The organism is Paenibacillus sp. 2TAB19 (genome assembly GCF_052115185.1).
In the GTDB taxonomy this organism is placed as follows: domain Bacteria; phylum Bacillota; class Bacilli; order Paenibacillales; family Paenibacillaceae; genus Pristimantibacillus.
Genome location: NZ_JBFRGE010000051.1, coordinates 12,615 through 34,877, shown reverse-complemented (window position 1 = coordinate 34,877; position 22,263 = coordinate 12,615). Strand labels below are relative to the sequence as shown.

The 22,263-nt window shown below is 49.5% G+C and carries 25 protein-coding genes; 6 read left to right on the top strand and 19 right to left on the bottom strand.

Features of this window, described 5'->3' with window-relative positions; all coding sequences use genetic code 11:
• Window positions 1-189 precede the first annotated feature (189 nt).
• Complete coding sequence (locus AB4Z33_RS20965) at window positions 190-336, top strand: YqzM family protein (RefSeq protein WP_337098051.1); 147 nt, start codon at window positions 190-192, stop codon at window positions 334-336.
• A 129-nt stretch (window positions 337-465) separates the two neighbouring features.
• Here AB4Z33_RS20965 and AB4Z33_RS20960 read toward each other — a convergent pair whose 3' ends face one another.
• The 7 genes from AB4Z33_RS20960 to AB4Z33_RS20930 all read right to left on the bottom strand — a co-directional run bounded on the left by AB4Z33_RS20960 (window position 466) and on the right by AB4Z33_RS20930 (window position 7,060).
• The gene (locus tag AB4Z33_RS20960) at window positions 466-705 is read right to left on the bottom strand and encodes a YezD family protein (RefSeq protein WP_337098052.1); all 240 of its coding nucleotides are present in this window, start codon (window positions 703-705) and stop codon (window positions 466-468) included.
• Window positions 706-753: 48 nt separating this feature from the next.
• Window positions 754-1,623: a sulfate ABC transporter permease subunit CysW gene (cysW, locus tag AB4Z33_RS20955; protein ID WP_442051750.1), complete on the bottom strand. Its 870-nt coding sequence runs from the start codon at window positions 1,621-1,623 to the stop codon at window positions 754-756.
• 64 nt (window positions 1,624-1,687) lie between these two features.
• The gene (gene cysT, locus AB4Z33_RS20950) at window positions 1,688-2,521 is read right to left on the bottom strand and encodes a sulfate ABC transporter permease subunit CysT (RefSeq protein WP_442051749.1); all 834 of its coding nucleotides are present in this window, start codon (window positions 2,519-2,521) and stop codon (window positions 1,688-1,690) included.
• Between the two features lie 34 nt (window positions 2,522-2,555).
• The gene (locus AB4Z33_RS20945) at window positions 2,556-3,680 is read right to left on the bottom strand and encodes a sulfate ABC transporter substrate-binding protein (RefSeq protein ID WP_442051748.1); all 1,125 of its coding nucleotides are present in this window, start codon (window positions 3,678-3,680) and stop codon (window positions 2,556-2,558) included.
• Between the two features lie 473 nt (window positions 3,681-4,153).
• The gene (dnaI, locus tag AB4Z33_RS20940) at window positions 4,154-5,110 is read right to left on the bottom strand and encodes a primosomal protein DnaI (protein ID WP_337098057.1); all 957 of its coding nucleotides are present in this window, start codon (window positions 5,108-5,110) and stop codon (window positions 4,154-4,156) included.
• Window positions 5,111-5,127: 17 nt separating this feature from the next.
• Window positions 5,128-6,654: a helicase DnaB gene (locus tag AB4Z33_RS20935; RefSeq protein WP_442051747.1), complete on the bottom strand. Its 1,527-nt coding sequence runs from the start codon at window positions 6,652-6,654 to the stop codon at window positions 5,128-5,130.
• Window positions 6,655-6,769: 115 nt separating this feature from the next.
• Window positions 6,770-7,060, bottom strand: a complete 291-nt coding sequence (locus tag AB4Z33_RS20930; protein WP_337098059.1) for a YuiB family protein — start codon at window positions 7,058-7,060, stop codon at window positions 6,770-6,772.
• A 164-nt stretch (window positions 7,061-7,224) separates the two neighbouring features.
• Between AB4Z33_RS20930 and hemQ the strand changes: the two genes are divergently transcribed.
• Complete coding sequence (gene hemQ, locus AB4Z33_RS20925; RefSeq protein ID WP_442051746.1) at window positions 7,225-7,971, top strand: hydrogen peroxide-dependent heme synthase; 747 nt, start codon at window positions 7,225-7,227, stop codon at window positions 7,969-7,971.
• A gap of 72 nt (window positions 7,972-8,043) precedes the next feature.
• On the opposite strand, the gene AB4Z33_RS20920 is transcribed toward hemQ, so the two are convergent.
• The 3 genes from AB4Z33_RS20920 to AB4Z33_RS20910 all read right to left on the bottom strand — a co-directional run bounded on the left by AB4Z33_RS20920 (window position 8,044) and on the right by AB4Z33_RS20910 (window position 10,707).
• A complete protein-coding gene (locus tag AB4Z33_RS20920) occupies window positions 8,044-9,027 on the bottom strand; it encodes a phosphotransferase (RefSeq protein ID WP_442051745.1) in 984 nt (327 codons plus the stop codon).
• Between the two features lie 229 nt (window positions 9,028-9,256).
• Window positions 9,257-9,514 (bottom strand): hypothetical protein, encoded by a 258-nt coding sequence (locus AB4Z33_RS20915; protein ID WP_442051744.1) that lies wholly within the window; start codon window positions 9,512-9,514, stop codon window positions 9,257-9,259.
• Complete coding sequence (locus tag AB4Z33_RS20910) at window positions 9,514-10,707, bottom strand: NAD(P)/FAD-dependent oxidoreductase (RefSeq protein WP_337098063.1); 1,194 nt, start codon at window positions 10,705-10,707, stop codon at window positions 9,514-9,516. Before AB4Z33_RS20910 ends, AB4Z33_RS20915 begins: the two co-directional genes overlap by 1 nt.
• A 389-nt stretch (window positions 10,708-11,096) precedes the next feature.
• Here AB4Z33_RS20910 and AB4Z33_RS20905 point away from each other — a divergent pair, with 389 nt between their 5' ends.
• Entirely contained in the window at window positions 11,097-12,098 is a 1,002-nt protein-coding gene (locus tag AB4Z33_RS20905; RefSeq protein WP_442051743.1) for an NAD(P)/FAD-dependent oxidoreductase, read from the top strand.
• Window positions 12,099-12,197: 99 nt separating this feature from the next.
• Window positions 12,198-12,446: a hypothetical protein gene (locus tag AB4Z33_RS20900; RefSeq protein ID WP_442051742.1), complete on the top strand. Its 249-nt coding sequence runs from the start codon at window positions 12,198-12,200 to the stop codon at window positions 12,444-12,446.
• Between the two features lie 34 nt (window positions 12,447-12,480).
• Here the strand turns inward: AB4Z33_RS20900 and sda are convergent, their stop codons facing one another.
• From sda to AB4Z33_RS20870, 6 genes are all read right to left on the bottom strand, one after another.
• Complete coding sequence (sda, locus tag AB4Z33_RS20895; RefSeq protein WP_337098066.1) at window positions 12,481-12,624, bottom strand: sporulation histidine kinase inhibitor Sda; 144 nt, start codon at window positions 12,622-12,624, stop codon at window positions 12,481-12,483.
• Window positions 12,625-13,014: 390 nt separating this feature from the next.
• Window positions 13,015-13,686: a YheC/YheD family protein gene (locus AB4Z33_RS20890; protein ID WP_442051741.1), complete on the bottom strand. Its 672-nt coding sequence runs from the start codon at window positions 13,684-13,686 to the stop codon at window positions 13,015-13,017.
• A 119-nt stretch (window positions 13,687-13,805) separates the two neighbouring features.
• The gene (locus tag AB4Z33_RS20885) at window positions 13,806-14,267 is read right to left on the bottom strand and encodes a DUF2269 family protein (protein ID WP_442051740.1); all 462 of its coding nucleotides are present in this window, start codon (window positions 14,265-14,267) and stop codon (window positions 13,806-13,808) included.
• Window positions 14,268-14,269: 2 nt separating this feature from the next.
• Window positions 14,270-14,878 carry a TetR/AcrR family transcriptional regulator gene (locus AB4Z33_RS20880; RefSeq protein ID WP_442051739.1) on the bottom strand — a complete coding sequence of 203 codons (609 nt, stop codon included), beginning with the start codon at window positions 14,876-14,878 and terminating at the stop codon, window positions 14,270-14,272.
• Between the two features lie 176 nt (window positions 14,879-15,054).
• Entirely contained in the window at window positions 15,055-17,223 is a 2,169-nt protein-coding gene (locus AB4Z33_RS20875; RefSeq protein WP_442051738.1) for a DNA topoisomerase III, read from the bottom strand.
• Window positions 17,224-17,273: 50 nt separating this feature from the next.
• Complete coding sequence (locus AB4Z33_RS20870) at window positions 17,274-18,185, bottom strand: hypothetical protein (RefSeq protein ID WP_442051737.1); 912 nt, start codon at window positions 18,183-18,185, stop codon at window positions 17,274-17,276.
• Window positions 18,186-18,402: 217 nt separating this feature from the next.
• On the opposite strand from AB4Z33_RS20870, the gene AB4Z33_RS20865 reads away from it, so the two are divergent.
• Complete coding sequence (locus AB4Z33_RS20865; protein WP_442051736.1) at window positions 18,403-19,557, top strand: metallophosphoesterase; 1,155 nt, start codon at window positions 18,403-18,405, stop codon at window positions 19,555-19,557.
• An 80-nt stretch (window positions 19,558-19,637) separates the two neighbouring features.
• Here AB4Z33_RS20865 and AB4Z33_RS20860 read toward each other — a convergent pair whose 3' ends face one another.
• The 3 genes from AB4Z33_RS20860 to AB4Z33_RS20850 form a co-directional block, all read right to left on the bottom strand.
• Entirely contained in the window at window positions 19,638-20,171 is a 534-nt protein-coding gene (locus AB4Z33_RS20860; protein WP_442051735.1) for a hypothetical protein, read from the bottom strand.
• Window positions 20,172-20,203: 32 nt separating this feature from the next.
• Entirely contained in the window at window positions 20,204-20,710 is a 507-nt protein-coding gene (locus tag AB4Z33_RS20855) for a GNAT family N-acetyltransferase (protein ID WP_442051734.1), read from the bottom strand.
• 86 nt (window positions 20,711-20,796) lie between these two features.
• Window positions 20,797-21,147 carry a low molecular weight protein tyrosine phosphatase family protein gene (locus AB4Z33_RS20850; RefSeq protein ID WP_442051733.1) on the bottom strand — a complete coding sequence of 117 codons (351 nt, stop codon included), beginning with the start codon at window positions 21,145-21,147 and terminating at the stop codon, window positions 20,797-20,799.
• Window positions 21,148-21,407: 260 nt separating this feature from the next.
• On the opposite strand from AB4Z33_RS20850, the gene AB4Z33_RS20845 reads away from it, so the two are divergent.
• A complete protein-coding gene (locus AB4Z33_RS20845) occupies window positions 21,408-22,166 on the top strand; it encodes an MBL fold metallo-hydrolase (RefSeq protein ID WP_442051732.1) in 759 nt (252 codons plus the stop codon).
• The last annotated feature ends 97 nt before the right edge of the window (window positions 22,167-22,263 follow it).

The following is a 22,263-nucleotide window of genomic DNA, read 5'->3' as shown; positions in this document are numbered from 1 at the left end:
TGCCATACAATCCTGTTCACATTTTAGCATAAAAGGGCGTAATTTTGTCTCATATTTGTCACGACTGGTTGCTTTACAATTGTTCGACTGTTTCGGTATACTAATATAAGTTGAAATAGCCGATACTGTAGGAGACGACCGCTTGCGGCTGTCGCTGCAGCATCCGGTCTTTCAAGGAGGACGTCTACGATGGAAAACGTAAGAGATCCGCGCGAGCACTTCAATGAAGAGCCGCGCCACGACTTGATGGACGTCGTATTCGGCTTTGGCGGCATGCTCGGTTTCATGACCGTAGTATTCGCTGTAGCTGTAATCGTTAAGTTCATCATCTCGTAAAACATTTAAGGGAGGATAGGCCGCTAGGCTTATCCTCCCTTAATATGTAATTRCCAACATACAAACAAAGAGCTTCGATACCAAGGCTAAGCTAGCCTTAGGAATCGAAGCTCTTCTTCTTGAATTGGACTATTGAACAATTCGCAAGCCGTCACTAGCTGCTGCGTTGTTATCGCGGCCTTTGGTCGACTGCTGCTCGGATTGATTTTGCTTCGAAGAGGGTTGATCGTATCGTGTGCGTTCCAATCGATCAATCTGTACGATTCGGCCGTCATGAACGGTAATCGTAACATGCCCGTAGTGCAATCCGCCGACCTGCTCCGCAATTCGCTCCAGCCACTGTTGATCTACTTCCAACGGTTTCGCCATAATGAATCCCTCCAATGAAATTATAAATATATGCTGCCGCCTTGTTGATTAATGTGAAGACGATGACGACTTCCACTCTACGATGCTCTTCACGATCAACGTGATGACTGCGAGCATGACGAGCAGAGAAGCTACGGCGAATGACGCCGAAAACTGGTATTCGTTATACAAAATTTCGATATGCAACGGGAGCGTGTTCGTCTCTCCGCGAATGTGGCCGGAGACGACGGATACGGCACCGAACTCGCCCATCGCGCGAGCATTACAAAGAATGATGCCGTAGAGCAAGCCCCACTTGATGTTCGGCAAGGTGACTCGCCAGAAGATTTGCCAGCCTTTCGCGCCAAGACTCGATGCCGCTTCCTCCTCTTGCACGCCTTGTGCTTGCATATGAGGAATAAGCTCCCGCGCTACGAATGGCACCGTTACAAAGACCGTGGCGAGCACGATGCCCGGCAGTGCGAATATGATTTGGATGTCATTGTCGTCCAGCCAAGGACCAAGGAAGCCCTGCGCTCCGAACAAGAGCACGTAGACCATACCAGATATGACAGGCGATACGGCAAACGGCAGATCGATCAATGTAATAAGTATATTCTTGCCTCGAAAACGGAACTTCGTAATGGCCCAGGCCGCCGCGATGCCGAATACGGTATTAATCGGAACGGCGATCAGTGCCGTTGTAAGCGTCAGCTTAAGCGCCGACATCGCGTCCGGGTCTGTAATGGAATCGACATAGACGCCTATGCCTTTCTTAAGTGCTTCTACGAATATCGATACGAGCGGCAATAGGACGATAAGACCCAGAAACAGCAGCGCGATCGTAATCAATATCCAGCGAACCGGCCCGGATTCCGTCGCATGTTTCGGACGTTTGGACGCTTCTTTGTCTAAATGAACGGTAATGGCACCAGCCATGCTTGACTCCTCCTCATCCGTTTTTGGTGGTTAGTCGTCTGTTGCCGAGGAAGCGATCACTCGCTTATCTCGCAACAGTCCGCCGATTCATTCGCCATTGCAGCAAGTTGATGACGAGAAGCATAAGGAACGAAACGATCAACATCACCAGCGCAATCGCTGTCGCGCCTGCGTAATCGTATTGTTCGAGCTTCGTCATAATGAGCAGAGGCGTAATCTCCGTCTTAAGCGGCATATTGCCGGAGATGAATACGACTGAACCATACTCGCCAATCCCCCTTGCGAATGCCATCGCGAACCCTGTTAACATCGCTGGCATAAGCTCGGGCAAGATGACTTTCCAAAACGTGCGGAGTCGGTAAGCGCCAAGCATAACCGCGGCTTCTTCCGTTTCTTTCTCTAGATCCTGCAGCACCGGCTGCACCGTCCGTACGACGAACGGGAGGCCGATGAAGATTAAGGCAATCGTAATGCCGATTGGAGAGTAAGCGACCTTGATGCCGAGCGGCGCCAAGTAGGAGCCGATCCAGCCATTAGGAGCGTAGATCGCGGTTAAGGCGATCCCGGCTACCGCGGTCGGCAGTGCGAACGGCAAGTCGACTAAGCTGTCGATGAGCTTTTTGCCGGGAAAACGATACCGTACCAGCACCCATGCAATAAGCAAGCCGAACACCAGATTGACAAGTCCGGCGAAGAAAGCGGTCAGGAAGCTTACCCGGTAAGAGGCGAGAACCCTCGCACTCGTTACCGTCTTCCAGAACTCGGGCAAGCTCAGCTCGAACGTCTTGAACAATACGGCGCTAAGCGGGATCAGGACGATAACGCTTAGATAGAAGATGGTAAAGCCCATCGATAAGCCAAAACCCGGCAAGACATTACGGGGCTTGGAACCTTTCATGTGAAGTCAGCTCCAGTCGTATAGGGATCAAGCATTAAGAACCTGGTGTGTAGATTTTGTCGAACACGCCGTCGTCTGCGAAATGTCTCTCTTGCGCCACTTTCCAGCCGCCGAAGTCTTTATCGATCGTAAGCAATTCAATGTCTTTGAACGTATCTTTGTATTTAGCAAGAATCTCTTGGTTTATTGGACGGTAGTAGTTTTTCGCCGCGATTTCTTGGCCTTCATCGGAATAGAGGTATTTCAAGTAAGCTTCGGACACTTCGCGCGTATCGCGTTTGTCTACAACTTTGTCTACTACTGCTACAGGAGGTTCAGCCAAGATGCTTAGGGACGGATATACGATTTCGAATTTGTCCGGGCCAAGCTCGTTGATAGACAGGAACGCTTCGTTCTCCCAAGCTAGCAATACGTCGCCAATACCGCGTTCTACGAATGTTGTTGTTGAACCGCGTGCGCCGGAATCCAGAACCGGTACGTGCTTGAACAATTCAGCTACGAACTCTTGCGCTTTCGCTTCGTCGCCGCCGTTTTGTTTCAGAGCGTAACCCCATGCCGCAAGGTAGTTCCAACGTGCGCCGCCGGATGTTTTCGGGTTCGGCGTAATGACTTCCACTTTGTCTTTAATGAGGTCGTTCCAGTCTTTGATGCCTTTCGGGTTGCCTTTGCGAACGAGGAATACGATCGTCGACGTGTATGGAGCGCTGTTGTGCTCGAACTTCGTTTGCCAATCTTTATTGATCAGACCCGGTTCAACAATAGCGTCGATATCGTAACCAAGTGCAAGTRTTACTACGTCTGCTTCAAGTCCGTCGATAACGGCACGGCCTTGTTTACCGGAACCGCCATGCGATTGCTTGATTGTTACTTCTTGGCCAGTCTCTTCTTTCCAATGTTTCGCGAAAGCTTCATTGTATTCTACATAAAGCTCGCGAGTAGGGTCATACGATACGTTAAGCAGTTCAACCGGCGGCTTAGGCTCTGCCTTCGGTTCTTCAGTAGCGGCATTCGTTGCTGCCGGCGTGTCCGTTGCTGCATTTGCTGGTTTATTTGAAGTTGTATTCGTGTTGTTGTTGCCGCCCGATTGGCCGCAAGCCGCGAGTACCAACGATAATGCGAGAATAATAAGGACCGAACGTACATGAGTAATCTTTTTCATAAATGATTGCACCCCTTTTTATTGTTCTTCACAGGCCACGACAACGCGTCATGAGCGATTAGGTGTCAACTCCGGTGGTCCGGTCGCAAAACAATTAATTCCTACCTGTTTAGTTGGTTATGGGAGAATTCTACCAGCGCAACCCTAATACTGTCAATAGGTTATTTCAAAAAAAATAATGCGGTACATAAGATCGGCTTATAAGAGGGCTTAACTGTAAGGGATACTTGCGGTTGGATGGCAAGTAGGCAAGGCATCCATAGTTGGTGGACACCACACCACGGGGCAACGTCTCCATTGAAGGGATAGCACAAAATCGTTGCGCTATCTGATCGAATATTGTGTGTGTGAGCTTAAATAGCGAAAGGTTTTTGTGCTATTTCGGTCGTAAGAGCGATTTGCCTCAGCCTCCCAACATAAAAAAGCCTTGGTCAGCAGATACGTCATATCTGCCAACCAAGGCTTTGCCCGTTCTATTTGCGACCGCGCTTATTCTCGCCAGTAACCATGACTACTTCGACATAAGGCTTAATCCGGTCCATGATCCGCTGCCCCTTATGGAGCTCTTCGCCGTCCTTGCTGGTGAAGCTGAAATGCTTCTCGAGCGCATCAATCTCGTAATTGGACGTGTAGAAAGTCGGCTTGCGCTCCATCCGGTAGTTGAGAATCGCACCAAGCACATGATCCCGCACCCATGGATTCAAGTTCTCCGCACCTATATCGTCGAAGATCAGAAGGTCGGTCTCCTTCATCATCTCAACGGTCTCCTTCAGCTTGCCAGGCTCATGCATAAGCGACTTCAAATCCTCGACGAAGTCAGGCATATAGACGATAACGCCCGAATGGCCTTGCTTCGCCAGCTCCTGCAGCATGTAACACATAAGGAATGTTTTGCCCGTTCCGAATCGGCCCGAGAGGAACAGCCCCTCCTGCTGAAGGCCATGCTCCTTCGTACGATCAATGTATCGCAGCAGCTGCCCGACTGCCTTCGCACGCTCCAAGTCGTTAGTCAGTATCTCGTCGGACGAGTAGCCGCGGCGAAGCGCCGCGTCGTCCACATAGAAGCTGCGTATGCGGCTGCGAATCTTCTGCTCGCTCTCGCGGGCAACGAACTTCTTGCAGGCGACCTTGCGGTCATACAACTGCACGCTATCGTTCACCGTCTCCGAACTAAGCAACGTATAATGGCCTTCGAAGTCGTTCGGACAGCGATCCAGTCCCGGACAATTGGTGCAGTTGCGATATTCCGTTACATATTGGTACACGCGGTTCAGGTTCAGACGGATCGCCCGTTCGTCGAGCTCCGGGTATCTCACTAGAAGCTTCTCTACGAGCGGATCAGCCATTAGCTCGTCCATCTTCTCCTTCGCCTGTTCCGTTATCGATCTGCCTGTCGGCCAAGCTTTCAACAAATCGCCTAGCGATTCCATCCTCCGTCACCTCGTCTCTATGATTTGCCGTCGATCTTGCGGGCTAGCTTGCGCAGCTCCTCCAGTTCATCAGCCGACACTTTAGCTCCCGGCTGTCCGTCTTGAACGATCGGAATCGATGGCTTGCGGGAAGTACCGCCGCCGCTCCTGCTTCCTCCGCGGCCGCTGACGCTTCTCGCTCCGCCGCTGTAGCTGTTCGCCGCTTCCTTGCGGCGTTCCTTATCCTGCTCAACCTGCGCTTGCTCACGAACGTATTGTACCGCCTTCTCGAAGCTGTCGATCTGCTGCATCAGCATATTGGATGCAACTGCATCGAGAAACGCCTTCGTCACGCGCTGCGCATCATTCGCGCCAATAACATAATGAATGAGGACATTAATAACTGGGGCTGCTAGCCGGTAGTTGAGATCGATACGCTCGAACACACGATCGATCCATTCCGGAACCGCTCCCGGAAAGAAGCGCTGCAAGAACCGCGTATGAGGCTCGTTGCGCATAAGCATATTATATTGATGAATATCGCAGCGCCCGAGCAACTGGCTCGGCACCTGCAAATAAAATTCCTCATTAACCGCGATTTCCTCGTCCGGTTCTTCAGACTCCTCATCCGACCTTGCGGCTGCTTGCGAACGCGCGATAACACGCTGACGATCGCCTTCCCGCTTCTTATCTTGCCGGTAAAGCGAGTTGGCCCGCAGCTGAAGCTCGTCAATCTGAAGCTCACCGTTCGAATCGAATATGCCGTCCTCGTCAAGCAAACGGCATATATCAACGACGCTTAAGCTGTACTTGTAAGCGACGTAATTCACCTGAGCAAGCTGCTCGTTATCGTTACGCAGACGCTCAACGAATCGGCGATTAGCGGAGTTGCGCGGGAAACGCAATATAATCTCGCCATACGCGATACCCGCCGTCTCCAACTGCGGTCTCGGCGCGGCTTGCCTTGCGGGCGCAACCTCAGTTAAAGCTTGCTCCAGCTCGTCATCCACCGATTGCATATTAAGCTTGAATAGCTCATAGAACGGTACGGAAATGTTCTCTTTGGTCAATTGCGCGCTTGCAAGCTCATCCGGTTCGTTAGCTCCGAACGACTCTCGCAGCGAAATAACCGCATATTTACCGATCTTGTCACGAAGCAGCATCGTCAGATGCATGTTGCGGAAAAACTCAGCAGGCGACAACGGCTCAGACAGCTCGTATTCATAAATAACATCGGCATTATCAGGCATTCCTAGCCGGGAGGTCTGAAGCAATCCGACAGCCTCCAGCTTCGAAGCTTGCTCGATCAAATGCTTCCTGCTTCTTTCATTCATCTCAAGTCCTAATCCAAGAAACAGCTTGCGCTGGGGCTCAAGCGCCGAGAAACCAGATAGTCCATCAGCAATTCCGTGATAAAGCTGCTGGTACAATGCCACGGCAAAAGCACCGATCATCGGCTGATAGATCAGCGATAGCATTTTGTAATCCAAGCTGCTTAGCGAAAAATCACGAAATATGTAATAACGGTGGTGTTCCGTATAATGCAATATATTATTGATGCGCATTGCACCGACTCCATCCCAAACTTACTTTCTATCATTTTAGCACAAATCCCGCTCAGAAGGTCGAGTCGAAAAATAGAAAAATCCCCCGAACGAGGGATTTCTGTGAATATAGCAACTAGAACATTTTGTAGCCGCCTCTGCGCAAAGCGCGTATGGCCCAGCCGCTTATGTACGCGCCTACGAGCGCACCGATAACGGGAATATAATCGAACACGGTGTAATCCGCAAAATTCTGAATCGTCGTCTTAGCCGAAGCGTCCCATGGAGCCCATATGCCTAACGGAATAATTCCGATTATGAACAAGTATAATGGAAACCACGTTGTCTTAAGCAGCATGTTCAATATAAAGCCGATTCCGAACAACATGACCATAAAAAGCACTGTCGCAATAACTAGTTGAAGCATCTCAGACTTCCCCTTTCATACTCTCGTTTCCTAGTTTAAATAATGGCAACAGGGAAGTCAATTAGCGATGGACAAATGTCACAAGACCGCCATTTGCTCTGCTAAGAGTGATTACGATACAATGTTAGAAGTCAAGCCTAAATGGAGAGGAGCTTTTATCTATAATGAGTGAAGCCGCACAAACACTAGAGGGCTGGTATGCCCTGCATGATTTCCGTTCGATCGATTGGACCGCTTGGAGGCTCGCAGGAGAGGCTGCGAGAGCGAAGGCGCTCGATGAGCTTCAATCTTTCTTGAGCGAGTGGGCTGCAACAGAAGAAAGCAAGCAAGGCAGCACGGCCGTATACAGCATCGTAGGCCAAAAAGCGGACTTCGTTCTTATGCACCTGCGCGAGACGCTTGAAGAGCTGAATGCGATCGAAACGGCGTTCAACAAAACATCGTTCGCTAGCTTCACCAAACCTGCTCATTCCTATGTCAGCATCGTTGAGCTGAGCAATTATATGGCGCAGCCCGGCAGCGACCCGATGCAAAACCCGGACATCATCGCCAGACTGAAGCCTACGCTTCCGAAAGCGAACCATATCTGCTTCTACCCGATGAACAAACGCCGCGAAGGCAACGACAACTGGTATATGCTCAGCATGGACGAGCGCCGCACGATGATGCGCAGCCACGGCATGATCGGCCGCCAATATGCGGGCAAAGTGAAGCAAATCATTACTGGCTCGGTCGGCTTCGACGACTGGGAATGGGGCGTAACGCTGTTCGCAGACGACGCGTTGCAATTCAAGAAGCTCGTCTACGAGATGCGCTTCGATGAAGTTAGCGCGCGCTTCGGCGACTTCGGCGATTTCTACGTCGGCAACCTGCTCGACAGCAGCAAGTTCGCAGCATTGCTCAGCATCTAGACTCGTTTTCATAAAAAACCGTCTCCAGGCTTTAGGCCACGTGAGACGGTTTTTTAGTAGGTTTCTTTCCTGCTAGTTAGCGTTATTCTCCAAACTATCCAGAACGCTCTTCATATTGTAAGTATAGATCGCCTCGGCGAACGCCTTGTTTGGAAACCCGCGCTGCAACAGCTTAAGCCCACCCGAAGCGCTTGAAATATGATGGTGCAGCCGATAAAATCTCATTCGATCAGGATCAAGATTTTGCCCGCTCAAATAACGATTGTAAACATCGCCAAAGCGAAAAGCCAAAAAGCTATGCTCATGCTCAATGTCATGAAACGCCGCTCCTTCGATATCGATTAAATACGGCTCAAGCCTTTCGTTTACAAGTACGTGATCCGGTCCTAACTCGCCATGGATGAAGCCGTACGTCTCCCTCCCGTCTATTCTAGTCTCCAGCTTATGAATAAGGTTAATTATCATCGTTTCCTTCATCTTTATCTCTTCCGAATGCTTCACAAGGTAAGACAACTGTTCCTTGGCGTTGCGAAGTTGTATATAATGACACGGATCCGCTCGATCCAGCTCACTAACTAAATTTCCATATGACTTGCGGTTAACTGCATGCATACGTTCAAGTAATTCCTTTATTCTTGAAAAAACGACTTTCTGTTCATTCGCAACTGACGACATATACGCTTCAGCGTTGTGCCCGTGCACGAATTCGACGTATGCATAATCAAAGGGATACCGAACTTTATCCTTGCTCATGTRGTAGAGTTTAGCCGTTTGAACACCAATTCGACCTAAATAGTCGTTGTTCAATTCGAATAGGTCACTCCCGTACGAGCGTTCATCCTCGGTATTATCTCTTATTTCGTCCTGAAAATAATTGCTCGCCATATCCCATACGTACAGCATGCAGGCAAAACCGTTCTGGCATTCGATCTTGTAAACAACCTTCTGTGCGCCACCGTGCATTTTCGCAACACTGCGCACCAAGTAGCTGTTCCCGAATACGGACCTCATATCTCGTTCCAAATCTTCGAGCGATAAGTGACACCCTTCCGCCATTTGCGTATCCGCCTCCTACACCTATTTGCCGGCCGGCAATCCAACTTTATACAATTCGGCCAAAAAAGTATAGACTGTTTATTCATCTTCGTTTATGATGTTGAATAAGGTCTTTGCAAAATGAACGACTCAAATACAAAAGAGCTGTTACTGTTGGTCATCCAATAGTCGCAGCTCTTTTTTGTTCAACAAAAAAGGCTTCCGCACTAGGGCGGAAGCCTTTATCTTATTAGTCCTCGTCATCCTCTTCAAGACCGAGACGCTTCGCTTCCAAGTACTCCTGGGTTGCTCTGTCCCGTTCACGGCCCTTATCCTTCAGACGCTCGATAGCCGGTTGAATAAGAAGGTCAACTTCCTTCTGCACCGTATAAGCGAGGTCGTAACGCGTTTGCGATTCTAAAAATGAGCCGACCTCCATCAGCGCGTTGTAACGATCGAGCTCGTCTCTCGTTAACAAACCGCGTACTTGTACGCTGCAGTGGCGCATTATAGGAACTTTCCTTTACGAAGCACAAGCGGAATACCGCCGATAATGAACAGGTAACGCAAGTCGATCATCTTCTTCAACCAAGCAGCCATCCGGCCTTTGTATTTCTTGCCGAAAGCAATGCCGATTGCTTCGCCCTTGCCGAGCGACGCTACCGTTCCTTTATTGCTGAACGTGAACGTCTTAAGCGGCTGGTTGCGAATCGAAGCGACAAGGTTATGCGCGCATACGACACCTTGCTGCATAGCGATCTGTGCAGTCGGCGGGTATGGACGGCCTTCTTCATTGAACATCAGCGAGTTGTCGCCGACGATATAGATGTTCTCATTGCCCGGCGAACGAAGGAATTCATCCACCTTCACGCGGCCGCGCATCGTTTCGAAGCCAGCTTCCTCAATAAGACGGTTGCCGCGAATGCCGCCGGTCCAAATAACGGTTGCCGACTTGATCTCTTCGCCTTCGCCAACGATAACGCCTTCCGGGGAGCATTCCTTGATAGCCGTGCCGATACGGAACGTAACGCCTTTCTTCGTAAGGACGTCCATGCCGTATTCCACCAGCTCAGGGTCGAAGCCTGGCAGTGCAGTTGGCGCAGCCTCGATGTTATAAACCTTAACTAACGACGGATCAACGTCGAATTGCTTGCACAGCTCAGGAATACGGTCGGACAGCTCGCCAACGAATTCAATACCTGTGAAGCCTGCTCCTCCGACAACGAACGTCAAATAATCGGTGCGGTGAGGCTCGCGCTTGTAACGCGCGAATTGATATTCAATATGTTCACGGATCAGACGAACCGAGTTAATGCTGCGAATGTTCATCGCGTGCTCGCCAAGACCAGGGATACCGAATGTTTCCGGTTCTCCGCCGAGACCGATGACCAAGTAATCGTAAGACAAAGTTCCGTCTTCAAGGATGACTTTCTTGTCTTGCGGACGGATCTGTACAACCGTCGATTTGACAAAGTCGATCTTGAATTCGTCGATCAGCTTCGAGATGCTGACACGCGCATTTTCCGGATTGTCCGTACCTGCTGCAGGCATATGGAGATGCGTAGTAATGTAGTGATAGTCATGTTTGTTAACCAAGGTCACATCCGCTTCGTTGTAGTTCAGCTCTTTCTGCAAACGAAGTGCAGTCAAGACGCCACCGTAGCCCGCTCCCAGTATGACGATTTTAGGTATGTTGCTCATCGTATGATCCCATCCAATCCTAGTCTTTTTTCTCTGTGAAAAATTACACAAACCCATCCGAATATTTAAAATGATACTAACAGTTTGCGCTTAATAACGAACATTTATCAACATTCCAACGGCTTACGGCAATGCCTGAACGATTGACAAAATAGCTTCTGCAATAGTTAAAAAACGCCGCTGTTCTGCTTCTCTAATCTGTCTCTACACAACACTCCGTACTTAACATACATCAGAAATATTACATAGTTTTCATGAAAAGTTCAAGGGCAAAATATACGAAATTGTTTAGAGTTCTATACAAATTAAATATTTCCTTCTTTCCCCTTGAAAGTTTATAATGAAAATCGTACGGATTAAGAACAGTCAGCAATATGGAGGTGCTCAAATTGTCTATTTCTCAATCATCTGTAAATCCCATCGATATCGTCATCATCGGCGGAGGTCCAGCTGGACTATTCGCAGCTTTCTATGGAGGGATGCGCCAAGCATCCGTTAAACTTATCGAAAGCATGCCGCAGCTTGGCGGCCAGCTTGCCGCGCTTTACCCGGAGAAGTATATATATGACGTTGCCGGATTCCCTAAAGTTACAGCCCAGGAGCTGGTTGATCGTCTAAAAGAACAGCTACAGCTTTTCAATCCGGAAATTTGCTTGGAGGAGAAGGTGCAAAACGTAATCAAGCATGATGAGCGCCTCTTCGAGATCGTGACGGACAAAGGCACGCACTTTGCGAAAGCAGTCATTATAACGGCTGGCGTAGGCGCATTCGAGCCTCGCCGTCTTGAGTTGCCGGAAGCAGCCCAGTTTGAGAAAACGAACCTGCATTATTTTGTTGGCGATCTCCAAAGGTTCAAAGGTCAACGGGTGCTTATAAGCGGCGGCGGCGATTCGGCCGTGGACTGGTCGCTTATGCTTGAACCGATAGCTGAGAGCGTAACGCTAATACATCGCAGAGATAAGTTCCGCGCGCACGAGCATAGCGTCGAGAACTTAATGAATTCAACGGTTAAGATCGTTACCCCTACTGAAATTACGAAACTTCACGGCGAAAGCCGCATTGATAAAGTAACGCTTACGAATGTGAAGACGCAAGAGACCACTGAGCTTGATGTCGATGCTGTCATCGTCAACTTCGGCTTCGTATCTTCACTTGGACCTATCGCGGATTGGGGAATTCATATTCAGGGTGGATCAATAACCGTCGATACTCGCATGGAGACGAACATTCCGGGCATCTTCGCGGCTGGAGATATTACCACCTATCCCGGTAAGCTGAAGCTGATTGCCGTCGGATTCGGCGAAGCGCCTACTGCGATCAACAATGCCAAAGTGTACGTGGACCCTAGCGCCAAGCTGTCACCGGGTCACAGCAGCAATATGAAGCTCTAAACCTTTATTATAAATTGTACAAAAGGGTATCCTAACCTTGGCTAAGTCAATCATTCGCTTACGCATTAGCATGCGCGGCGAGCCAAGGAGGATACCCTTATGTTATGTCCGGTGTGCAACGGGCTTGCGTCCATTCAAGAAAGCTGCTCTTCCTGTAAGGGACAGTTAATCGACGGAGGCCGAGTCACCGATTGGATCGGACCTTATGCCCCGTACGAGCCCATTCAGGAACCATTCGCGAATGAATCCTATCAACGGCTGGAAGCTCCCCCCGCCCATTGCAACCATATTATATATTGCCCAGCCTGCCAGCAGACAAGCGAGGTATTGGTTAACGAGTGGATTTAAGCTGCATCTGTTAGCGCCGCTTGCAAGACTGAAACTATGCCGTAATTTTACTGGAATCCGGATTAACCTGACGGCGCTTCAATTCCATCGCAAGCATACGGATAAATTCTTGATCCAGATTGTACTGGATTGCTGCAAAATAAGTGTCGACGAGCATTTCGTCAGAAAGCAACTCCATACCTGCACACCCTTTCTTCAAATAAAAGATTTATAAGGGGTTATTCCTTCGATATTTCTTCTATATAGTAGCATGGCACTATTTGAAAGGACAACAGTCCCATTTATTCACATAAGCTTGTGGATACTGTGTGTATACTGTGTGTATACGAGTCGAAATATGAGGAATTACGGCGTGGATAGTGTGGATAGAGTTATCCACAGGCGCTTTCCTTACTCTTCTTAATAAAAAACTTTAATTGAAATCTATAACTCTATTAATGGAATATATTAACGTCATTAGTTAATAGATGTATTCGGACTTTTCACCTAGTCGTCCCGACAACACAAATAAGGAATTCCGAGCTGCCTGCGCCCGTCCTTCCTCATATGCCCGGCTATATCCAAATGACTATTGCGGTCTCGTATTCACCTCGAAAATCCAAATCTTCCCTTGTTTATCAATACCATAGTCGAAACCCAGCCTGCTAACTCCTGGAAAACGATTCTCTATGATTTCGGTTGCAAGAATCGTAAGTTCGCGCATCTTGCTTTTCTTCGCTTCTACGAGGTTGTCAGAGAAAGAAGCGGCAATTCCTTTGGCTGCCGATATAAGTGTACCGCCTTGGCGAATATTCGTCACGAACAGTCCCGGTCTTGCCATTTTTCCAACGAACGCTTTGATTCTCCACTTGCTGCCTGTCTTCACATATTTGACCCGATAATCAACCGGCTTGCCGCTTACTTCGGCAAGAAAGATGCCTCGTTRCACGAGATACGGCCTACCCTTGCGCTGTTTGTTTATCGCCGCCAGCAAGTTCCTGAAGTCCGTATAATATCTCGTCCTTGTTAAGTAAGAGAGCGCATAACCCGTTGGCGTTCTGCTAACCTTCATAACACCTACTCCGCCCGAGCCGTTAACCGGTTTGATGACAACCATCCAGTACGTATCCAGCATCGATCTTAATTGTTCAGCTCCGAACGGCTTCGTAAGCGGGATATGCGGACTCACTCTCGGGTGCGACAGCAACGCGATCGTTTTGGCCCATTTGTCCGTAATATGCCTGCCTMTGCGAACGCCCAACTCTATCAAGCTCCTTTCCTACCTTATCATCTATAGCATATGCCGCCGATACACATGTCTCTTGGATGATTGCAGTAGGTTAAGAGCCTTTCTTGCACCTTTCTATTACGGTCCTGTCATTAAGGTTTCACCACCATCAGAAACAAGACGATAATCGGTATGATCGTATTCACCGACCCCCACACATTCCAACGCTTCGATACGAGACTGTATTGTGCAGGAAGTTGACCTGTCTTCAGTCCTTGCTCGCTCAGCTTTACCATCTGCAATTGGCAAGGGAGCAGCACGGTTCCCCATAGGATGCCAGAGATCGCGAAAAGACCAATCGACATTGTAAGCCAATTCCACTCCGCAAGCGAATAGCCGTATGCATGGGCGGTAAGAATGCCGAATACAACGATCAAAGCGATACCCGGAATAGTGAATACGTAATCGGCCTTCATGACGCTTACCGCCATTCGATGAGTCGATTCAGGTGCAGGATAACGATCCTGCGAGACTTTCCAGAAGGCGGTCGTAATAATATTGCCTAGAAAAAGCACCGCTCCAAGAACATGCAGAAATACGAATAGTTTGTCCATCGTCATCCTCCGCTCATTATTAACGTTTGAAGCATAAGGTTATAAAAATCTTCTTTCTCGAACGACCGCGCGGACGACTCTCCCGCCTCGCTCATCATCATATTGCGCATGCACATGCCGTAAGACAACATGACGAAATGTTCGGATGCTTTGCGGGCATCAACCTTTGGATTAATAACACCTTCCCGTTGCCCCATACCGATCCAACTGAAGGCCGCAGCCGCAGAGCGCTCGTGATACTGCTGGAGTAAAGCGACAACGCCTGATTTATCCTTCTGGGCCAGCAAATAAATAATGATCTGATTCACGACGCTATCTTTCTCTTGAAGCTTCGTCAGCCCTTCGGCAATCGCCGCTAGCGGTGCCGTCAGATTGCCTTGCTCTTCTACCGCACGTTGAAAAGACTCATTGATCGCTTCGACCTGCGATGTAAGCAACAGTCCGAACAGCTCCTCCTTGCTCTTCACATAATGATAGATCGCTCCTTTGGATAATCCCGTCGTCTGCATGATTTGTTGCAGTGTCGTGTTTCGGCAGCCATGCTCCGCGATCAGTCGCTCTGCTGTCTCCAGCAACTGCCTATATGTTGCGTTTCCCGTAATACCAACCATTGTTCGCCCCCTTCACATAATTGTTTCTTATTCCCATATTACAGACCGACGGTCGGTTTGTAAAGTGAGAAAACCTTAAATCGTTGAAATAGATCAATAAAAAATCCCCGCTTCCCGACGTGGCGGGATATCAGGGATTTCTTAGCTTGCTATTTTTTCTTGCTCAAGACACAGGGCTACTCGCCCTTCTGCTCCATCGCGGCTCGCAGCTTGTCGGCCAAGCTGTTCGTAAGCGGCGCTTTGTCGCTAAATTGCTCGACGAGCTTCTGTTGCTGCCTCTTGTTCATGCGGCCGCCGCCATCCTTATCCTCCAGCATCTCGATCACGTTGCATGGTCTGCACTGCGCATATTTGCCGGCCTTGCCCGTGTGCATCTCCATCTTTTTATGGCATTGCGGACAACGCTTATTCAGCAGAACGGGGTCGGCTGAGCGGCGATAGCTGCATTCCCGATCCGAGCATACGAGCGAACGGCCACGCTTGCCTTTAATCTCAAGCAATGGCTTGCCGCAATCCGGACACTTCGAATGCGTCACGTTATGAGGCTTGTACTCCTTCGACTCAGCAATGACCTCGGATACCCATTTCGACGCTTGCTCGCGGATCGTCTTCATGAAGGCAGCCGCATTGCCTTTGCCTTGGGCAATCCGCTCCAGCTCCAGCTCCCACTTCGCCGTCATCTCCGGACTGCGAAGGGCGTCAACAACCAGCTCAATAAGCTGCTTGCCCTTGCCTGTCGGTACGAGACGATTCTGTGAACGGTCAATGGTATCGCTCGACAGCAGCTTCTCAATAATATCCGCGCGCGTAGCAGGCGTGCCGAGTCCGTATTTCTCCATCTGCGTCAGCAGCGTCGCCTCTGTATATCTCGCAGGAGGCAACGTCCGCAGCTCCTTGATTTTCCCGTGCTTCACGGCTACCGATTGCCCGGTCGTTAACGCCGGAAGCAATTGCGATTGCTGCTTATCGGCTTTGGCGCTGAAAGACCCATCGGAGTCGTCTTCGTCATCATCATCGCTATTCGCATCGGCAGCAGTGCCGTACACTTCCTTCCAGCCCGCATCCTTCAGCGTCTTGCCTTTGGCATATAAGCGATGCTGACCGACAGCCAGCGTAACGCTCGTTTCATCGTACTTGTAAGGACCATAGAATAACGAAATGAAACGTCTCGCGATCAAGTCATAGAGACGACGCTCATCATTGCTTAACTCGGATAAATTCACGAATTGCTCCGTCGGTATAATCGCATGATGGTCCGTCACTTTGCTGTCGTCGACAATCCGCTTTGTTACTGGAAGCTGTCCTCTAAGCAGCCTGCGGGCAAGCGCCGTATAAGGACCTACCGCAATACTCTCCAATCGCCCTTTGAACGTAGGCACCATATCGCTGGACAAATATTTCGAATCGGTTCGCGGATAAGTGACCAGCTTATGCTGCTCATACAGCTTCTGAAGCACATTGGACGTCTGCTTAGCCGAGAAGCCCAGCCGCTTGTTCGCGTCACGCTGCAGCTCTGTCAGATCATATGCTTGCGGATGCAGCTCCGACTTCTCAACCGTGCGTAGGTTCTCCACCTTGCCGCTGCCCGACTTCCCGATGGCTGCCACTACTGCATCGGCAGCTTCCTTGCTCCACAGCCGTCCATCATGGCCATCCTGCTCGCGCCACATAGCCGAGAAGCCATCAAGATCTGCACCCACGGTCCAATAAGGCTGCGACTTAAACTGCTGAATATCGCGCTCGCGATCCATCATAATGGACAAAGTCGGCGTCTGAACCCGCCCTGCGGACAGCTGTGCGTTGTATTTAGTCGTCAGCGCCCGCGTTACGTTAAGCCCGATCAGCCAATCCGCCTCGGCACGGCATACAGCCGATGCATACAGAGCATCATAGTCCTTGCCTGGCTTCAAGCTATTGAAGCCGTCATTGATCGCCTTGTCGGTCTGGGAAGAAATCCAAAGCCGCTTGAACGGCTTGCGCCAATGGACAAGCTCCATAATCCAGCGCGCGACAAGCTCCCCCTCGCGACCTGCGTCGGTGGCGATAATAAGCTCGTTAATATCTTGCCGCTTGCATAGCTGGGCAACAGCCTTATATTGATGTGACGTCTCCTTCATCACTTTCAAGTTCATCTTTTGGGGCAGTAATGGAAGGTCCTCGAGATTCCAATTGCGGTATTTCGGATCGTAATCCTCCGGCTCGGCGAGTGTTACAAGATGACCAAGCGCCCAAGTTACGACGTATTTAGGGCCTTCCATATAGCTCTTATGCTTCTGTCCGCAGCCAAGCACGCGCGCAATTTCTTTCGCAACGCTTGGTTTCTCTGCCAATACTAACGATTTCATGCTGTCTAACGCTCCATTCCTGACGTCTTTTTATAACGATTATGATGCAATTATCTCGTCACGATACCATATGCCTTCAGCATGCGCAACGCATCGAACGTGATAAAGCTTTTCCAATCCTGCTTCGCCTCGGGCCAAGTGTCTTCATATTGTCCCCATGACCAAGTTGGCCACCATGCACCGTCGTCTTGCTGCTTCGTCAACATAAAAGGCAAATACAGCTCYACGCTTTCCTTCAACTGCCCGTAATAAAGGCTCGACGGCGAACTTGCCGCCTGAACAGGCGTAAGGCAATAGCCTTCCCACTGCTCCGGTTTAACGGAAACGCAGCTTCCAACCATCTCGTCCAATACCGGCTTGACCTCACTCATCACCGAGGGCGGCACCTGCTCAGCGAATCGCAGACAGCATAATAGCTCGTGAAAATCTTTTCTCGTGGACTTCTCGGTTAAATATGTAACGGCACGCTGCGTCAGCTCGTCGAGAAGCGCGGCAGGCACTAATTCGGAGTATCGATGGAAGTAACCAACGATCTCGATTGCCGGATTTCCCCATCCGTCATGCTGCTCGTTATAATTCCACCACGGAGCGCGAGGCGCGGATTCAACTTCGCGAGGCACGATGTCCCATCCGCCAAGTTGTACCGTATTATACGTTTCGATTAGGAAACGTATTGCTTCCCGTACGAGCGGCTCCTTGTAATCGACCTTGATGTATACCAAATACTGCAGCGCAACCGTAGTCGCCAAGGCAGATGAAACCGCGCAACGCGCATCCGGTTCAAGACCATGGCCGAACCCTCCGTCTTTATTTTGAAACTTGGCCAATTGCTCCGTAACCGCGCTCTTCGGTCCGTCTTCGAATTCATACGCATACAATGCTTTCTCCAGCGGGCGAGCCTCTTCATTCATGAAGTGAACCGCTGCCCTCCATTGCTCCTCAGCAATTGTCAATAAAGTCATGCCGATCTCTCCTTTATTCGTCGTAATGAATCTCTCGGCAATTGCCGGACGCTTTATCTTTTCTGCTATAGAATATCGTATCCAATCACCCGCATATAAGCAATGCCGCCTGCTGCTCTATCCTATTTGGAGGTGGTATAGCCAATATGATATAGTAGTTTCAGTTTCATTCCTACTATTATCAATCGCCTACGGGCTCGCAGGGAGCGTTGCAAAAATGAATCGTCGTTTTATCGTTTCGTTAATCGGAATATTGTTATTCTATGGCGGCTTGTCCTTATATCTTGGATGGAACGGCTGGGTCTATCTGTCTGCCTTATACGATTGGAATCATGCGGGCATATACAGCGTAATCGTCGCTCTGCTTGCTCTCGCTTTTATTATTGGAAGAGTAGGACAAACCACATTGCTAAAGCCGATCGCGGGACCGCTTAAGCTCGTTGGCTCATATTGGTTCGCGATTCTAGAGTACGGCGTACTGTTATTCCCTGTTGCCGATATCGTTGCCCTCCTGCTCAAGCTAGGCGGAGCAGAGCGCGACGCTTATGTCATAGGTACTGGCAGTATCGCATTGTTCGTGCTGCTGATTCTATTGATCGTAGGTACTCGCAATGCCTGGTCACCTGTCATTCGCCACTACAAGGTGCAAATTCCGAAGCAAGCTGGCAACAGGCAAAAGCTTCGCATCGCGATGGCTTCCGATATACATCTAGGCACAACAATCGGCAACGGCCATCTGCAGCGCCTGATCCGCAAGGTCAAGCAGATTGACCCGGACATTATATTATTGCCCGGCGACATACTCGACGACGATATCGAGCCGTTCATTCGCCATAAGATGGCGGATACGTTAGGCAAGCTTGATGCACCTTTAGGTGTATTCGCCGTAACCGGCAACCACGAATACATCGGAGGCAAGGTTCCCGAATTTGTAGCAGCGATGGATGCGATCGGTATTCGAGTATTGATGGACGAGACAGCGCTTATCGCCGACAGCTTTTATATTATTGGCCGCAAAGACAAAGCTTCTGCCGGATTCAGAGCCGGTAGCGCTGGGCGTCTTCCAATCAGCGAGCTCGTCTCGCCTTTGGATAACACGCTGCCCCTAATTATGCTGGATCATCAGCCGTCGGATCTAACGAACGMCGCTATGAATGGCATCGATCTATCGCTTTCGGGCCATACGCATCGTGGCCAAATGGCGCCGAACCACCTMGTTACGAAGCGACTGTTCGAGCTTGATTGGGGCTACCTGAAGAAAGGCAGCCTGCACGCCATCGTCTCCTCCGGATTCGGCTTCTGGGGTCCGCCGGTCCGTATCGGCAGCCGCTCCGAAGTGCTTCAGATTGATGTTGAGTTTGTGCCTGCCTAATTAAACATAGAAGCCGAACGCCGGTCATCATTGGATGACCGGCGTTCGGCTTCTATGCATCAATACGTTCTTTTAATGGGTTACTCATAACCAATGTAGGCCTTCGAGCCGGGAGTCGGCACGCCAAAACCGGTCTTGTCAGCCTCCGTCAACAACGCCTTTAGCTTCTTCGCTGACGACTTTCCTACCGTATACAAGGTGCCGGACGCTTTACTGTTTATAAACTGTACCACGTCATATTTTGGCAATGCATACAGCAGATAGGTTTCTCCATGCAGCTTAAAAGAGTAAGGCGGCGCGCTGATATCGACGACACCTCGATTTTTCTTCGCGAAACGGACAGCATATTCGAACACGCGGATATCATCCTTGGAATTCCATATCATCTCTGTACCCGGCTCTACCTGTTCAAAGTCAAGCATTCGGTTAGCGACAACTTCGTCTTCCGTTATCCGAAACACATACATCCCTATTGCTGCTAACGCAATTAGAACGACAAGCCCCCAGGTCCACCCTTTTCTCATTCGAACCCCCCGCTTTCCATACAGATACTCGATGTCATCGCCAAGAACTTGCAGGTTGATCTGACGCAAATTCCCGTACATGATTACCATTAAGACGATGGTCTGAGGGAAAAGGTTCGCACTTATAGCTTTTTTACAAAATAAAGATTGAGGTCATCGTCTACTACTGTCTGCTGTCCATATCGCAAATACTCGCCGTTCCGATAGATTCCTTGGCCATCCGGAACATATCCGCGCTTTACATACATCGATTGAGCCGCGCCGTAGTCGCTGAACAACCCTACCCCGATGCCGGCAAGCTCTGAACGATGAGCGATGATTTCCTCGGCTCTGTCGAGCAGCAGCGTTCCGTAACCAAGTCTGCGATATTTGATTAATACGTTGAAATCTTGAATTTCGGGTATGGCGCGCTCCTTAAAATATTCATAGTCCGACATCCATACGATATTCACGTAACCGGCAAACTGACCATTTGCTTCCGCCACCAGCGTCTCGCGAAGTCCGCCAGCCTGCTCATTCACATATTTTTCATACAGTTCTACGGGCTTATGCCAGCCTTGACTTGCAAAAGCGTCRGATATCGTTAAAGKGTCATTGTCCTTTAAGCTTCGAATTAGGAATTGGTTCATAGACACACCTCATTTCATTGAATTCACCTTTTAGTATAATGAATAATGATTTAATGAGCTGGTAATAAACGAATAAAATTAAATATTCACTGTGCTTCTCCTCGTTCGGACGGCAACGTAACATACGTGCCTACGCTCGATTGCAAGAGGCCAATCAAATCTTCATTCATATATCCATATTCGTCAGGGATATGGAGGCATATGATCTTTTTGCCTATTAGAGCATACGGGAACTTATCCTGCAACCGCCTAACATGCTTCTTCCCCATCGCGAAAATAACATCTGCCCAGCCAATATGGCCTTCATTCACCTTCACTCGGGCTTGCTCTTCTGTTCCTGCCGACTTGACCTCGATTCCGTCAACGCCTCGGAAGATCGTCTCCGCCGTCAGACTGCGCCATTTATTGCGACTGCATACAAAAAGCAACTTCTGCATATATCGATCCTTTCAATAGGTGATAGTGACAACCGAAGTCGCTTTTGAGCTGATGCACGTTTCTATTCGACATTCCTCCGCTTTTAACAAATGACTCCTTTTTAAATCATAATGTATATTGACAAATAATTATTTTTGTGGTATAATAAAAAATTTCACAGTTTACACGAAATTATCTTCCTGATATGATGTTCTATGCTTGCATGAAGACACGGATCAGCCCGTGATTCTTCAACATCTGATTAGGGAGGTTTTTTTGCATGCAACAACAAAGCGGGATACAGGCCTTATCTATTTCGGCCGAGATGATGGGCAAGACGGAAACGATCTTTCCTACCGTGTTGTGGGACGAGGAGAACGTCATATTGGTCGATGCCGGGTTTCCCGGACAACTTCCGCTGCTGAGAGACGAATTAGAGCGAGTTGGTATTCCAATCGATCGGGTGAACCGCATTATTGTAACGCATCAGGATCTTGATCATATCGGAGGTTTGCCGGCGATTAGGGCTGCTCTCTCGCATAAGCCCGTTGTATATGCTTCCGCTCCAGAAATACCGTACATTCAAGGTGAACGGAGGTTGATCAAAATTACGGAGGCCGCGATCGAGCATGCTATCCGTTCGCTTCCTCCGGAAGTGCCCGAAGAATGGAGATCCGCATTTCGAAAAACGCTTGAGCATCCTCCTTCGGCTTCAGTCGATTCCGTACTGGAATACGGGGAGCAACTCCCTTACTGCGGCGGTATCGTCGTCATCAGCACATCTGGGCATACACCAGGCCACATTAGCCTCTATCATAGACCGAGCAAGACGCTTATCGCTGCCGATGCGCTCAGGGTCGTTGATGGACAACTGCAGCTTCCTGATCCGAGTCTATGCACGGATTATGAGCAAGCCTGTCGCTCCATATCTGAGCTTGCACAATACGATATAGACACTGTCATTTGTTATCATGGCGGCATCTTCACCGGTCTTGCGGGCGAACGCATTCGCCAGCTAGCCAGCGGGACGGCTGGTTAACTTATTGCGAATGATATTGGACCCGGCTATAACCCAGGCTTCGAGCAAATACAAACAAAGAGGTTACCCCTATCGTCCAATTGGACGTTCCGTTTAG